Source organism: Sulfitobacter sp. OXR-159 (assembly GCF_034377145.1).
Taxonomy (GTDB): Bacteria; Pseudomonadota; Alphaproteobacteria; order Rhodobacterales; family Rhodobacteraceae; genus Sulfitobacter.
Window position 1 is genome coordinate 1,954,785 of record NZ_CP139707.1, and the last position, 14,279, is coordinate 1,969,063.

General features: G+C 62.1%; 13 protein-coding genes. 10 read left to right on the plus strand and 3 right to left on the minus strand.

Annotated features, from left to right (window positions below; translation table 11 throughout):
- Positions 1-3: 3 nt before the first annotated feature.
- A complete protein-coding gene (locus tag T8A63_RS10010) occupies positions 4-912 on the minus strand; it encodes a MoxR family ATPase (RefSeq protein ID WP_322343691.1) in 909 nt (302 codons plus the stop codon).
- Between the two features lie 185 nt (positions 913-1,097).
- Between T8A63_RS10010 and T8A63_RS10015 the strand changes: the two genes are divergently transcribed.
- The 10 genes from T8A63_RS10015 (at position 1,098) to T8A63_RS10060 (ending at position 12,035) form a co-directional block, all read left to right on the plus strand.
- Positions 1,098-2,117 (plus strand): glycosyltransferase family 2 protein, encoded by a 1,020-nt coding sequence (locus T8A63_RS10015; protein ID WP_322343692.1) that lies wholly within the window; start codon positions 1,098-1,100, stop codon positions 2,115-2,117.
- A complete protein-coding gene (locus T8A63_RS10020) occupies positions 2,114-2,740 on the plus strand; it encodes a sulfotransferase (RefSeq protein WP_322343693.1) in 627 nt (208 codons plus the stop codon). Before T8A63_RS10015 ends, T8A63_RS10020 begins: the two co-directional genes overlap by 4 nt.
- On the plus strand, positions 2,740-5,094 hold the full coding sequence (locus tag T8A63_RS10025) for a glycosyltransferase family 2 protein (RefSeq protein ID WP_322345702.1): 2,355 nt from the start codon (positions 2,740-2,742) through the stop codon (positions 5,092-5,094). The genes T8A63_RS10020 and T8A63_RS10025 overlap by 1 nt, the downstream gene beginning before the upstream one ends.
- 3 nt (positions 5,095-5,097) lie before the next feature.
- Complete coding sequence (locus tag T8A63_RS10030) at positions 5,098-5,787, plus strand: FkbM family methyltransferase (RefSeq protein ID WP_322343694.1); 690 nt, start codon at positions 5,098-5,100, stop codon at positions 5,785-5,787.
- Positions 5,777-6,841 carry a glycosyltransferase family 2 protein gene (locus T8A63_RS10035; RefSeq protein WP_322343695.1) on the plus strand — a complete coding sequence of 355 codons (1,065 nt, stop codon included), beginning with the start codon at positions 5,777-5,779 and terminating at the stop codon, positions 6,839-6,841. Before T8A63_RS10030 ends, T8A63_RS10035 begins: the two co-directional genes overlap by 11 nt.
- Positions 6,842-6,983: 142 nt before the next feature.
- Positions 6,984-7,943, plus strand: coding sequence for a phosphoadenosine phosphosulfate reductase (locus T8A63_RS10040; protein ID WP_322343696.1), 960 nt, complete (start codon positions 6,984-6,986; stop codon positions 7,941-7,943).
- 46 nt (positions 7,944-7,989) lie between these two features.
- Positions 7,990-9,021, plus strand: coding sequence for a dihydroorotase (gene pyrC / locus T8A63_RS10045; RefSeq protein ID WP_322343697.1), 1,032 nt, complete (start codon positions 7,990-7,992; stop codon positions 9,019-9,021).
- Between the two features lie 55 nt (positions 9,022-9,076).
- A complete protein-coding gene (locus T8A63_RS10050; RefSeq protein WP_322343698.1) occupies positions 9,077-9,754 on the plus strand; it encodes an orotate phosphoribosyltransferase in 678 nt (225 codons plus the stop codon).
- 150 nt (positions 9,755-9,904) lie between these two features.
- Positions 9,905-11,404, plus strand: coding sequence for a replicative DNA helicase (locus T8A63_RS10055; protein ID WP_067629172.1), 1,500 nt, complete (start codon positions 9,905-9,907; stop codon positions 11,402-11,404).
- Between the two features lie 175 nt (positions 11,405-11,579).
- Positions 11,580-12,035 carry a DsrE family protein gene (locus T8A63_RS10060; RefSeq protein WP_067629116.1) on the plus strand — a complete coding sequence of 152 codons (456 nt, stop codon included), beginning with the start codon at positions 11,580-11,582 and terminating at the stop codon, positions 12,033-12,035.
- Between the two features lie 48 nt (positions 12,036-12,083).
- Here T8A63_RS10060 and T8A63_RS10065 read toward each other — a convergent pair whose 3' ends face one another.
- Both T8A63_RS10065 and T8A63_RS10070 read right to left on the minus strand, forming a co-directional pair.
- Positions 12,084-13,391, minus strand: coding sequence for a dienelactone hydrolase (locus T8A63_RS10065; protein WP_322345704.1), 1,308 nt, complete (start codon positions 13,389-13,391; stop codon positions 12,084-12,086).
- A gap of 100 nt (positions 13,392-13,491) precedes the next feature.
- The gene (locus tag T8A63_RS10070; RefSeq protein WP_322343699.1) at positions 13,492-14,199 is read right to left on the minus strand and encodes a sterol desaturase family protein; all 708 of its coding nucleotides are present in this window, start codon (positions 14,197-14,199) and stop codon (positions 13,492-13,494) included.
- Positions 14,200-14,279: the final 80 nt, after the last annotated feature.

Consider the following 14,279-nt stretch of genomic DNA (forward strand, 5'->3'; position numbering starts at 1 on the left):
TGCTTAGGCGGGCACCAGCGACGCGCGGGCCTGTTCGAGAATGCGCGCGGCCTCGGACCCTTGCAGCTTGGCGATGTCGTCTTGGTATTTTAGCACCGCCCCCAACGTATCGGCGATGACCTCGGGGCTTAGGGTCGTTACATCCAAGGCCAGCAAACATTTCGCCCAATCGATGGTCTCTGCCACGCCGGGTTTCTTGAACAGATCCTCCGTCCGCAATTGCTGAACAAAAGCCACCACCTCGCGGCTGAGCGCCTCTGCCGCCTCGGGCGCGCGGGCCGAAAGGATCGCCATCTCACGCGCCACATCCGGGTAATCGACCCAATGGTAAAGGCACCGCCGCTTCAGCGCGTCATGCACCTCCCGCGTGCGGTTGGAGGTCAGGATCACGATCGGCGGCTCCGGCGCACGGATCGTGCCAAGCTCGGGGATCGTCACCTGAAAATCACTCAGCGCTTCTAACAAAAACCCCTCAAAAGGCGCGTCGGTGCGGTCCAACTCGTCGATGAGCAGCACCGGCGCGCCGTTCTCATCGGGGCGCAGCGCCTGCAAAAGCGGGCGTTCGATCAGGTAGTCGTCGCTGAACAACTCTTGGGTCAGCGCGCGCCGATCCGCGCCACCGCCCGCCTCCGCCGTGCGGATCGCCACCATCTGGGCGGGGAAATTCCATTCATAAACCGCGCTCGACGCATCAAGCCCTTCGTAGCATTGCAACCGGATCAACCGCCGCCCCAACCCGGCGGCCAGCGCCTTGGCTATCTCGGTCTTGCCGACACCCGCCTCGCCTTCCAGAAACAAAGGCCGCCCCAGCGTAAGGCTGAGGAAAACCACAACCCCAAGCGCGCGGTCGCAAACATAGCCCTCAGCGCTTAGCATCTCTTGGACCGCGTCGATCGTATCAATGTTTTTCATGGCCCCAGTGGTGCATTCCCGCCCCGCCCCGTCAAGGGGTCTGAGAGGGCGCGGGCAGATTGACGTAATTTCTCCGCGCTGGCATAGTCTCAAGCAATAATCGACGGTCACCGGGAACAACGGGGCCACAGGGGCGGACATGGGACAGAGCATTTTCATCGCGATCCGGCGCGTCGGGGTCTGACATGCGCATCACCGCTGTCACCTGCGTCAAGAACGAAGGCCCGTTTCTGCTGGAATGGATTGCCTTCAATCGGGTGATCGGGGTCACGGATTTCCTATTCTATTCAAATGATTGCACCGATGGAACCGACCGCCTGCTGGGCGCGCTTGACGGGCACGGTATCGTCACCCATCTGCCCAACCCGGCCACCAACCGAAACTACCAGATGCAGGCGCTGAAGGATGCCCGGCGCCAACCCGTCGTCACGCAGGCCGATTGGGTCTGGGTCGCGGACGTGGACGAGTTTCTGAACATCCATGTAGGCGACCACCGCTTGCCCGCGCTGATCGCAGCCTGCGGCGATCCGCAGGCAATCTCGCTGCATTTCCAGTTCTTCGCCAATGGCGGGATCGAGGAGTTCGTCGATGAACCGATCATCGCGCAATTTACCCGCAGCCATAACCCCGACATCTGGTGCGCCGATACGGCGATTGAGGTTAAATCATTGGTCCGGCAAGATTTCCCGCTAGGCTACTACGGCGCACACCGGCCTTTTCATGATGACGAAAAACACCAACCGCATTGGACCGATGGCGCAGGCCGACAGGTGCCCGCGCCCTTCCGCAGCGCTGCCAACAAGCGCCGCATCCGCGCCTTTCCCGCCCGCGGCGCGCGGCGTTTTGCGACCCTGAACCACTACGCGCTGCGCTCGCTTGACAGCTATCTAGTCAAGAATGATCGGGGTGACGTGAACCGCGAACACCGCGCCTTTGACGACACCTATTGGCGCGACCGCAATGATGCAGCTTGGGAGGATCGCTCGATCCAGCGCTACCTGCCCGCCCTGCGCGCCGAGATGGACCGCCTCAAAGCGCTGCCCGGCATCGCTGAACTTCATGCCAATGCCGTGGCCGCGCACCGCGCCCGCCGCGATGCCCTGCTGGCCGATCCGGTCTACCGCGCGATGCAGGCGCAACTCCGCGAGGCCAGCCCCTACTCCGCCGCCGAAGCGCAGGTCCGCGCCGAGATTGGACTGAAATGACCGGCCCACGGATCATCAACCTTGGCCTGCCCAAGACCGGCACCACCACGCTCACCGATGCGCTGCGCCACGCGGGGCTTAGGGTCGCCGATTGGCGCATCCGCAAAGGGCAAAGCGCCCTGCCTGACATTACCGGAGAGCATGTCGGCCGGATCATCTATGCCGATTATTTTGCCAGCGGCGACCCGCTGGCGCGGCTGCAAGAATTCGACGTGATCAACGAGATGAGCGCCGTGCGCCATGACCGCAGCCTATGGCCGCAGACCGACTGGGGGCTGCTGAGCGCCATTCAGCAACATCACCCCGACATCAAGTTCCTGCTGTCGCACCGCGATCCGGCAAAGACGGCGAACAGCATGATGCGCTGGAACAATCTGGGCCGCCGGCGCCTGCCACAGGCGGATGTGCCGGGCCTGCCCCGCGGCTTTGGCCGCAGCGAGGCCGAGCTCGCCAAATGGGTCGAGGGGCATTTCACCTTTTGCCGCCGGGTCTTTGCTGGCTGCGCCAATTTTCTGGAATTCGACATCGAAGACCCCGGCGCCCGCGACAAGATCGCCGCCTACCTCGGCATCGACTTGCCATGGTGGGGCCAAAGCAACACCGGCAAAGAAGTGGCCGAGTGATGCGCCTCACCCTGTTCATCGGCCCGACTGAAAAAGCCGCCGCGCGACTGCGCAATATCTTGCAGCAGCAAAAGGGCGCGCTGTTGAAACAAGGGGTTTTGGCCCCCGATTGGAACCACGTCCGCCTCTATGCCGCCTGCGCCGCGCCTGATGCGGTTGGACTGCTGCGCTATCGACGCGGGCTCGACAGTGCTCTGATCGGCGCCACGCTGCGCGATGAATTCCACGCGCTGATCCCTCGTGACTTGGCCGAGACCCGCGCCGATCATGTGGTGCTCAGCGCGGCGCAACTCGGTAATCTGCTGTCGCGGCCTGAAGAGCTTATCCGTCTGCGTGATCTGCTCAGCCCCTATTTCGACGATATTCGCATTATCGCCCATCTTGAGGAACAGGCTCGCCTTCTCACCGCGCATTATTCCTTTGCCGTGACCGAAGGCCGGCGCCATCCGCTGACGCAGGAACTAGCCTTGGCGGAGCGTGGCAACTGGTGGCAAGGCGCGCTCGAACCTGCTGAGGATGCCCCCGACTTTGGCCTATTCTCGGATGTGCAAAACCCGCCCTTCTGGTTGGATTATCAAACACTTCACAGTCATTGGGCAGATGCCTTTGGGGCCGAAAAGGTCCAATTCCGCCCGCTCGACCTGCCGCATCTCCTGTCCAAAGACGGGGCGCGGGAAGTTTCCGATAGCCTTGACCTGACCACGCTCCTCGGTCCGGTTGATCCGGGCCGCGCGCTTGCCCCTCTGCCCGCGCCTTGGCTGGCCCGAATGCGCGCGTTTAACGATGTGCTGATCCGCTATCTGCAAGCGCATGACCTCTCTTGCCCGCGCAGCACATGGACCCAGATGTTGCAGGCGCTGCAGATCGGTGGCGCAGCGATCGCGCCCGGCAGTCTCGCCCCAATCTCCGACCATTTCGCCCGCGACAACGCAGCCCTCATCACCCGATATTCCGCGCTGGCTGCGGCGCTCACCCCCGACAGGCCAGAACCCCTTTGGACCGAAGCAAACCCCGAACGCGGCTTTCGCGCCACACAGTACCTCGCCGCTTTTGCCCACCGCATCCGAACAACCGCGACCCCACTGGCACAGAAACGCGCTGAGGCTGAGATGGCGCGCCAGTCGGCCGCGAAATTCGAGGCGATGCTATCGGACCCCGCCGCCTCAGAAGACGCCCGCGCGGCCAATGCCCAGCTTTTGAACCGGGTAAAGGTCAACCACGAGATGATCCTCAGCAGCCCCTTTCGCCCGCATAACGACACGGCGCCCGAGGGCGAAGACCAGCCCGCGCCTGCCTATACTACCGTCCCGCCGCGCCAATTACCGCCCGGCAACAGCGGCAATGTCATCGTCGGCTGCATGAAGAACGAGGCCCCCTATATCCTCGAATGGGTCGCCTATCACCGCGCAGTGGGCTTTGATAACTTCCTGATCTACACCAATTATTGCACCGATGGCACCGATGCCGTGCTCGGACGGTTGCAAGACATGGGCATCCTGCAACACCGCAACAACAACGATTGGAAGGGCAACTCGCCCCAGCAGCATGCATTGAACCAAGCGCTGAAAGAGCCGCTGATCCGGGACGCCGAATGGATCGCGCATATCGATGTTGACGAATTCGTCAATATCCGCACCGGCAACGGCACGCTCAACGATTTTTTCGCCGCCGCGCCCGAGGCTACCAATATCGCGATGACTTGGCGGCTCTTTGGCCATAACGGCGTGACCGCCCTGTCGGGCGCGCCGGTGATCGGCCAGTTCGACCACTGCGCACCCAGCTTTTGCCCGAAACCCCATACCGCATGGGGGTTCAAGACGATGTTCCGCAACATCGGCGCCTATGAAAAACTCTCCTGCCACCGGCCCAACAAGTTGGACGACGCGCAGGCGGAACGGGTCAAATGGGTCAACGGCTCGGGCCGCGACATGACGCGCGATGCGCTGCGCAACGGGTGGCGGTCTTCCAAAAGCAACATCGGCTATGACCTGCTCCAACTGAACCACTACGCTCTGCGCTCAGCCGACTCCTTTCTTGTCAAACGTCAGCGCGGGCGGGCGCTGCATGTCGACCGCTCCATCGGTATCAACTACTGGATCCGCATGGATTGGAACGACCACCAAGATGTCTCAATCCAGCGCAACCTGCCGCGTCTGCACGCCGAGATGGCCCGCCTGCTGGCCGACGACCCGCTTCGCGCGCATCACGAAGCGGGCCTTGCTTGGCACCGCGCCAAGGCGGAAGAGCTGCACCAAACGCCAGAGTTCCGCGACCTCTACCGCCAAGCGCTTAACATCAAGTTAAGCACGACCGAGCGTGTCGCCTATGCACTCGCTCTCGATATGGAAAGCTGACCCGTGACAGACACCAAGCCTGAGCCGAATTTCATCCACTCCCGCGGCATGAAATTCCCCGACGATCCAACGATCCTGCGCGGGCGGGTCCGCAAACTACTGCGCCAAAACGCCTATGAGGCAAAAGAAAGCGAGGCCGCGCTGCGCGTGGTCAGGGAGGGCGACCGGGTGATCGAACTGGGTGGCGGCGTGGGCTATATGTCGACGCTGGTGGCCAGCAAACGCAACGTGGCTTCGGTTCATTCATTTGAGGCGAACCCGAACCTTATCCCCTATATCCGCCGGGTCCATGCGGCCAACGGGCTGAGCAATGCCCATGTCACCAACGCCATCCTCGGCCCCGCGCCGGGCAAGGTCGATTTCCACGTACGCGACCAGATCCTGTCCTCCTCCATGACCCGTTTCGAAGGCGAAGCCCCGCCCGAGACCCATCAAATCGACGTGCTGAGCGCGGCTGAGGTTTTCGCCGACATCGCCCCCAGCGTTCTGATCTGCGACATTGAAGGCGCTGAGGTTGACCTGATCCCGTCGCTGCCGCTCGACACCCTGCGCGCCGCCATCATCGAGTTGCATCCGCAATGGATCGGCCCTGAGGGGGTCAATAAGGTCTTTGCCGCCTTCATGCAGGCGAGCATGGCCTATTACCACCGCGGCTCGCATAACAAAGTCGTGGCCTTCCGACGTGAGTGGTAAAGTCTCCCACCTCGCGATCCTTTGTGTGCGCAACGAAGGCGCATTCTTGCTGGAATGGCTTGCCCATCACCGCGCCATCGGGTTCGATCATGTGCTGGTCTTTTCCAACGATTGCGACGACGGCACCGATGACATGCTTGACCGGCTGCAAGCGCTCGGCGGTGTCACCCACATCCGCAACGACGGCCCCTATGAGAAAGGCGGCATTCAGTTCACCGCGCTGAAGGCCGCTGCCGAACTAGAGATCGTGCAGCAGGCCGATTGGATCCTGCCCCTTGATGTCGATGAATTTGTAAACATCCATGTCGGCGATCACAGCCTCTCCGCGCTGCACGCCGCCCTGCCCGAAGCCACGGCGATCACCCTCACGTGGCGGCTTTTCGGCAGTGGCGATCAGGTCCGCTACGAAGACCGCCCGGTGACCGAAGGCTTTACCCGCTGCGCCCCTGCGGTGATGCACTGGCCATGGCGGGCTGCCATGTTCAAAACCCTCTACCGCAATGACGGCACCTATGCGCAGCCGGGTGTGCACCGCCCCCGTGGCCCCAACCCCGCACGGCTGGACCAATCCCGCTGGTTTGACGGCCATGGCCGCGCCCTGCCCGATCTCTTCAAGACGCGGCGCATTTTTTCAACCTACGGTCGGCAGAACTATGGGCTGGCCCAGATCAATCACTACCCCTTGGGCGCGATGGAATCCTATGTTCTCAAAGCCGACCGGGGCCGCGCGGTGCACCGCGCAGACATGCTGGGGCTAGACTATTGGGTAGAGCGGAATTTCAACACCGAGACCGATACAACCATCAGCGCCAGCGCCCCGGCGCGGGCCCGCGAACTCGCCGCCCTCAAGGCCGACACGACCCTCGCTGCCCTGCACGAAACGGCCGTCGCTTGGCGCCGTACCCGGTTCGACGCGCTAATGGCCCAAGAGCCATTTCGCGCCCTTTTCGGACGCCTGCTGATGGCCCCGCCAAGCCGTCCGGTCACCGCCAAAGCGGCGCGTATTATGCTGGACTATGCAAAGCGCGCCCAAGCCGCCGAGCCCTCCCAATAGCGCACTGCCACCACACCGCCCCCGGAAAACCGTCACATTCTCTTCAATTTCTCACGGATTTTCCGCATTTTCGCCCTATTATCCGGCTATACCCTGCTGAAACGGCGGTTCTGCCCCGCCCTGATAAGCCCGAGGATGCCCGATGCCGCGCGAGACGCCCACGATCGAAAGCTCACTGGCCGATATGCCCAAACGCGACTGGCTGCGCGCAATAGAGGCCGTGGCCGAAGAGGATGGATATTTCCAATCCTTGGGCAAACGCCATTTCTCTGCCTTCATTGAGCGTAAGACCACCCTGCTGGTCACGTTTGAGACCTATCAAGGCATGCACGCCCTTTCCGACAAGGCGCAGCCCTTGGGCTGGGACATGGTTCGCAATCACGACTGGTCGCATCTCTGCCTTGCCAGCGATGGCGACACGTGGTTCCGCGCCGAAGAGGTCTATGCCTATTTCGACAGGTTAATCGACGACGGATTCTTTGATGAATTTGATCAGGTGCTGTTCTACGGCGCTGGCCCCTGCGCCTATGCCGCCGCTGCCTACTCCGTCGCCTCTCCCGGTGCCGCGGTTGTGGCGATCCAACCACAGGCCACGCTGAACCCGCGCATCACCGATTGGGACGACCGTTTCACCGATATGCGGATCCTCGACTTCACTTCCCGCTATGGCTATGCGCCCGATATGCTTGACGCCGCAGAACGGGTCTTTGTGCTCTACGACCCGCGAGAAAAACTCGACGCGATGCATGCCGCGCTATTTACCCGCGCCAATGTCACCAAACTGCGCATGCCCTTCATGGGCGATGCGCTGCAAACCGATTTGCTGGAGATCGACCAGCTTGACCCGCTGCTGCAAGCCGCCGCCGACGGCACGCTGGACGCGGCCCGTTTCGCCGCCCTCTACCGCGCGCGACGCGACTACCTGCCCTACCTGCGCAACCTCAGCCAAGCGGTCAACGCCCAAGGGCGCGAGAGACTGCTCGAAGCGGTCTGTGCCAATGTCAGCGCGCGGATGAGCGCCCCACGCTTTGCCCGCCGCCTTGAACGCATTCGCGCCCGCCGAGAAGCCGCCGTGACAGAGGTGGCGACCGCCACCGGATAGGTTTTCAATCTGGCGCGCGCCCCCGCTCTGTGCTAGCCCCGCGGCCATGACACAAAGCCTCACGATCCGCCGTCCCGACGACTGGCACCTGCACCTGCGCGACGGCGACATGCTGCGCGCCGTGTTGCCCCATAGCGCCCGCGACTTTGCCCGCGCCATCATCATGCCAAATCTCGTGCCCCCGGTGGTGACCGGCGCCCAAGCCGCCGCCTACCGCGACCGCATCATGGCCGCCCTGCCTGCGGGTGCCGATTTCACCCCGCTGATGACCCTCTACCTGACCGAGGACACGGACCCTGACGACGTGGCCCGCGCCCATGCCGATGGCCTCATCCACGCGGTCAAACTCTACCCCGCCGGGGCCACCACCAACTCCGCCAGCGGCGTGTCCAACTTCGACAATGTCGCCCCGGTACTCGACCGAATGGCCGAAATCGGCCTGCCGCTTTGCACCCACGGCGAGGTCACCGACAGCGAGATCGACATCTTCGACCGCGAGGCCGTCTTCATCGACCGCGTGCTCGACCCAATTCGCCGCGCGCATCCTGCGCTGCGCGTGATCATGGAACATATCACCACCGCCGATGCCGCCGACTACGTGCGCAGCAACGACAGCGGCCTTGCGGCCACGATCACCACGCATCACCTCGTGATCAACCGCAACCACATCCTCGCTGGCGGCATCCGCCCGCATTACTACTGCCTGCCCGTGGCCAAACGCGAGACCCACCGCCTCGCCCTACGCCAAGCGGCCACTTCCGGCGATCCGCGCTTCTTCCTTGGCACCGACAGCGCGCCCCATACCGATGGCGCCAAGCTGCAGCCCTGCGGCTGCGCAGGTTGCTTCACCGCGCCCAACACAATGTCGATCCTGGCACAGGTTTTTGAAGACGACGGTGCCCTCGACAAGCTCGAAGCCTTCACCTCACTCAACGGCCCCGCCTTCTACGGCCTGCCGCCAAACGAGACGCAGATCACCCTGCGCCGCGAAGCGCCAACCCACCCCGCCAGCATCGACACACCCGACGGGCCGGTCACGGTCTTCGACCCCGGTTTCGATCTGCACTGGACCACCTAATCTTCATCCTTTCTTAAATACCGATCCGACCTCTCCCCAGCCAAGGACGCCTGCCATGATCCCCACCAGTCACCCCAGCCCCGAAGAAATGGCCCGCCTCACCGCGCGCATGTTGCTGGAGATCGGCGCGGTGCATTTCAACGCGGATGACCCCTTCACGCTGGCCTCCGGCCTGCCCAGCCCGACTTACATCGACTGCCGCAAGCTGATCTCCCACCCGCGCATCCGTTCGACCCTGATGGATTTTCTCACTGTCACCGTGATGCGCAACGCCGGTTTCGAGGCCTTTGACAATATCGCCGGTGGCGAGACGGCGGGCATCCCTTTCGCCGCGATGGTCGCCGAGCGTATGGCGCTGCCGATGACCTATGTCCGCAAAAAGTCCAAAGGCTACGGTCGCAACGCGCGGATCGAAGGTGACATGACCGAAGGCCAGCGCGTGCTGCTGGTTGAGGATCTGACCACGGATGGTGGCTCAAAGCTCAGCTTTGTCGACGCGATTCGGGAAACCGGCGCAAGCTGCGCCCATACCGCCGTGATCTTTCACTACGGCATTTTCCCACAAACCGAAAAGACCCTTGGTGACCATGGCGTTACGCTTCATGCGCTGTGCACATGGTGGGATGTCTTGGCCGAAGCGCGCGCACAAGGCGCCTTTGACGCGGCAACATTGACCGAAGTCGAAGCCTTCCTGAACGCCCCGCGCGAATGGCAGGAATCCCGCAAAAGATAAGCGTTTTTCCGCAAGATGTTGACCCAAGGCCCCACCACAAGGCAAAATGTGGTGGGGCCTTTTGTCGATCAAGTTATCCACAAAAGATACAATTTGCGCCGGACGACCCCACTGGCTATGACGACCATCTGGGTAGAAATGGGTGAGGTCATGAACGAAATTACATCGCTGAACGCGAACCAATTGGCCGTGCAGGCACCGGAATCGATGCCGCATTCGATCGAGGCCGAGCAGCAGTTGCTGGGTGCGATCCTCACCAACAACGACGTATATGACCGCGTGGCCTCAGTCATTGGCCCCAAGCATTTCTACGAGCCAGTCCACGCGCGCATCTTCGACATCGCCTCCCAACGGATCGCCAAGAACAACCTCGCCTCTCCGGTCACGCTCAAAGCCTTTATGGAGGACGACGAGGGGCTGAAGGAGCTGGGCGGCCCTGCCTATCTCGCCCGTCTCGCGGGTGCTGCGATCAGCGCCTTTGCGGTGCGCGACTACGCGCAGATGATCTATGACCTCGCCGTGCGCCGCGACCTGATCCAACTGGGCCGCGACATTTCGGCCAAGGCCGCGCAAGTCGATGTCGCCTCCGAGCCGCGCGAGCAGATCGTCGAGGCCGAACAAGAGCTCTACAAGCTGGCCGAACAGGGTCAGGTCGAAAGCGGCTTCCAGTCTTTCCTCAAGGCCGTGACAGATGCGGTCAACGTGGCCAACGCCGCCTATCAGCGCGACGGGGGTCTTTCAGGCGTCTCGACCGGGCTGATCGACATGGACAAGAAACTGGGCGGTCTACACCGCTCTGACCTTCTGATCCTTGCGGGCCGTCCATCGATGGGGAAAACCTCGCTTGCGACCAACATCGCCTTCAACGTGGCCAAAGCCTACAAACGCGGGATGAAGCCCGACGGCACCGAAGGCGCGGTCGACGGCGGCGTGGTGGGCTTCTACAGCCTTGAGATGAGCGCCGAACAGCTTGCCGCACGGATCCTGTCGGAAGCCGCCGAGATCCCCAGCCAACAGATCCGTTCGGGCGACATGACCGAGACCGAGTTCCGCCGCTTCGTCGATGCCGCCAAGGCATTGGAAGCCTGCCCGCTGTTCATCGACGACACGCCCGCCCTGCCGATCAGCCAGCTTGCCGCCCGCGCGCGGCGGCTCAAACGGACCCACGGGCTTGATGTATTGATCATCGACTACCTGCAGCTGGTCCGCGGCACGGGCAAATCGGAAAACCGGGTGAACGAAATCTCGGAAATCACCATGGGTCTCAAGGCCATCGCCAAGGAACTCGACATTCCGGTGATCGCCTTGTCCCAGCTTTCGCGTCAGGTGGAAAGCCGCGACGATAAACGCCCGCAGCTGTCGGACCTGCGTGAATCGGGCTCGATCGAGCAGGACGCCGATGTGGTGATGTTCGTCTACCGCGAGGAATACTACAAAGAACGCGAAAAACCGGGCGATCATGAGCTCGACAAGATGGCGGTCTGGCAAGAAGAGATGGAGCGCCTGCACGGCCGCGCCGAGGTAGTCATCGGCAAGCAGCGTCACGGGCCGATCGGCACGGTGGACCTCAGCTTTGAGGGCCGGTTTACCCGTTTTGGCAACCTTGTGCAGCCTTGGCAGCAGGGTGGCGGCGACGAACAGGAATTTTGATCCTCCTCGGCTGAAGGCATCGCTTTTTGCGGGCGGTGACCCTCAGCCGATCGCGCCCATCCCCATCGAATTCACAGTCTTGAATAAATGATTTGGATTGCCCCCCATTGCCGTTAGGCTAGATGGGCGGTTCTGCGCATCGCGCCAGTACCGTCACTCACCTTGGGAGGACCAAATGACCAATATCATCCGCGCGATCTGTCTGATGCTCGCCACCAGCTTTGCCTTCGCGCTCCACGCCGAAGAGACCGAGCGTTTCGGCAAGCAGAAAGTCGTCTATCACATCAACTATAACGGCGGCGAAGGCTCCAAAGCGCATCTGGGGGCCATGCGCAACATTCAGAACCACATCAATGCCGTCGGGGCCGAGAATATCGACGTGAAGGTCGTGCTGCATGGCAATGGGCTGAGCCTCTTGGCCGATGCCAAGGGCAACGACAAGATGCAGACAACCGTATCATCGCTCAAAGGGCAGAACGTCAGCTTTCACGTCTGCAACAACACCCTGCGCGGCCGCGAGATCAGCTATGAGGATGATCTCTATGATGTGTGGGAGGAAGACATCGTGCCCTCCGGCGTGGCGGAACTGTCGCGCCTGCAACAGATGGGCTACACCTACATCAAACCTTGAACCGTCCCGCCCGGGAGGGGGGAACACTCCCCCCGGGCGTTCGTTTTGTCACTCTCCCGCTGCGCGGGTCTCATACATCAGCCCCTTGGCGCTGCCTTGGGCGAAACCCTTCCAATAGCTGTGGTCGTCCTTTTTGGTCCCGTCTTCTTCGACAGACCAGACGCCAGCGTTGGAATCCTCTACCAGATCAAGGTAGCCCCCCTTCTCGGCATCATTCTTCAGATGGCTATCCATCCATGCGGTCACGAAATGCTGGGCGATATTGTTCATCCGCGCCGTGTCCCAAACCGCATCGGTGTAATGTTCTGAAATGTTGAACCCTTTGTCCTCGCTGAAGTAATAGGACTCCGTGGGCGCGGGCATCGGCGCGCCGGCGTTATGGCCCGCGTTCACATAGGTCAGCAGCGCACGGTCGACGTTTGAGGTGTTTTGCCAAATCGCGCGAATGCCGTCTTCGTAAAGCGATGTGTCATCCTGCGATCCGGCGATAAAGAGCATCGGGATCTGCACGCCCGCCAGACCTTCGGCATCCCAAAAGCCCCGGTTCATGCCCCAAGGGCCAAAGGCCACGGCCGTCTTGATGCGCGGATCAGGCAGCGCGTCGTGGGTGTCTGACCCGGCCTGATGAATGCCCAATGTGCCATGCGGCCCACCCCATGTGTAGCCTACAGAAGCCTCGGTCACGCCGCCGCCTGCGGTGATAATCGCGCCATAGCCGCCCATGGAATAGCCGATCAGCCCGGTGTTCTCAGCGTCATAAAGCCCTGCAAAATCGCCACCCTCCGCGGCTTTTTGCGCCATCTGCTCCAGCACAAAGAGTTGGTCCAGCGAGCGGTTCACCAGCGTCGAGCCAAAGGCCGCCTGCGTGCGGTAGGTGCTGTCGGTGTGGTCGATGGAGGCCACGACATAGCCCTTGGAGGCGAGGTTCTCGGCCAGATGCGACAGCAGATAGCGGTTGCCCGGATAGCCGTGGCTGATCAGGACCAGCGGAAAGGTCTCGCCCGAGGCCGGATCGACATCGCGCATCGCCTGTCCCTGCAACGTGACCTCGGTGGTGCCGTCGCGCAGATAGGCTTTGAAGGCGGTTTCGCCCTGCGCGCCCTCGGCGGCAGGGTAATACATCTCAACGGTCAAAGGCCGGTCATAGCGCGGCATCTCATCGGGCTTATCGGCGGCCGGGTCGATGGCGAGTATGTCGATCTGATCGGGGTTGACCATCTCAAGCGTGCGCACGCCCACCGCGTGGTCGCCATAGGCCGCGAGCTCGGGCGCGTTCGGCAATTGTCGGTCGATCCGATTCTCCGCCTGCGCCGCCCCTGCGGTAAGGCTGGCGGCAAGCAGGGCCGTGGTGGTCATATGTCTATGCATGGTTCGTCCTCCCTTGGATAGGCCCGAGCCTACCTGCGTTGCGGAGGCAAGCAAGCGCCCTGCCCATGACGTTACGGAAGTTTCACACTTACCCCCGCGCGGCGCGGGCCACTTCTGCCTCAGAGAGCCCATACCTCCCGGCGAATTTGGCGCGGGCGGCCAACAGCCTTGGGTCATCGGGTTTCATGCCCAAGGTGCGGATAAAGGCGATGCGCTGCTGCTGTTTCAAGGCTTCGGTGTCGATATCCGTGCCCATGGCGCGGTCGATAATCTCTCCGCCGGGGCTGACATGGAACCACTTGTTGAAGTCGCGGAAATGATGCTGGTTGTGCAGCCGCGTGACATGCCGCTCGACCGCCGTTTTGGGGACCGTCAGATGCGCCGTCATGTGGAACCACTCATAGCCCAGAAAGGTCAGTACCCCGCCAAGGGGCACAATTGCCGTGGCGATCCAAATAGCCGCTTCAAACCCCAGCAGCGCCGCAAAGCTCCAAACCAAAAGAAAATTCCCCACCAGCATCGGCAAAGCGACCCAAAGCGGCACAAAGAACAGCCCGTGATTGGTGGGAAAATCATGGTGCCCGTAATGCGCGCGGTAGAGCAGATCAAAGGCCCATTGCCGTTTCGGCGGATCAAGGTGAAAGACATACCGGTGCAGGTTGTATTCATTGAGCATCTGCGCCGCGGTCCCCAGTGGCACCAGCGCCCAGCACCACAGCGGTGCCCCCCAGAGCATTGCGCCAAAGGCAACCACACAGGCCAGCGCCATGAGCATTACCCCCGCGTGGCCAAACATGATCCTGATCCGTGACATCCGCCTGACCTCCCCATCCTGCGCATCCGGTAGGCAAAACCGTAACAAATCCCCCTCGCCCC

What these genes read in the sequence shown, in the direction of transcription:
- T8A63_RS10040 (WP_322343696.1), top strand. Translation starts at nt 6,984, where the DNA reads ATGCCGCGCGAGACGCCCACGATCGAAAGCTCACTGGCCGATATGCCC.
- T8A63_RS10065 (WP_322345704.1), bottom strand. Translation starts at nt 13,391, where the DNA reads ATGACCACCACGGCCCTGCTTGCCGCCAGCCTTACCGCAGGGGCGGCG.
- T8A63_RS10015 (WP_322343692.1), top strand. Translation starts at nt 1,098, where the DNA reads ATGCGCATCACCGCTGTCACCTGCGTCAAGAACGAAGGCCCGTTTCTG.
- T8A63_RS10060 (WP_067629116.1), top strand. Translation starts at nt 11,580, where the DNA reads ATGACCAATATCATCCGCGCGATCTGTCTGATGCTCGCCACCAGCTTT.
- pyrC (WP_322343697.1), top strand. Translation starts at nt 7,990, where the DNA reads ATGACACAAAGCCTCACGATCCGCCGTCCCGACGACTGGCACCTGCAC.
- T8A63_RS10020 (WP_322343693.1), top strand. Translation starts at nt 2,114, where the DNA reads ATGACCGGCCCACGGATCATCAACCTTGGCCTGCCCAAGACCGGCACC.
- T8A63_RS10010 (WP_322343691.1), bottom strand. Translation starts at nt 912, where the DNA reads ATGAAAAACATTGATACGATCGACGCGGTCCAAGAGATGCTAAGCGCT.
- T8A63_RS10070 (WP_322343699.1), bottom strand. Translation starts at nt 14,199, where the DNA reads ATGTTTGGCCACGCGGGGGTAATGCTCATGGCGCTGGCCTGTGTGGTT.
- T8A63_RS10025 (WP_322345702.1), top strand. Translation starts at nt 2,740, where the DNA reads ATGCGCCTCACCCTGTTCATCGGCCCGACTGAAAAAGCCGCCGCGCGA.
- T8A63_RS10055 (WP_067629172.1), top strand. Translation starts at nt 9,905, where the DNA reads ATGAACGAAATTACATCGCTGAACGCGAACCAATTGGCCGTGCAGGCA.
- T8A63_RS10050 (WP_322343698.1), top strand. Translation starts at nt 9,077, where the DNA reads ATGATCCCCACCAGTCACCCCAGCCCCGAAGAAATGGCCCGCCTCACC.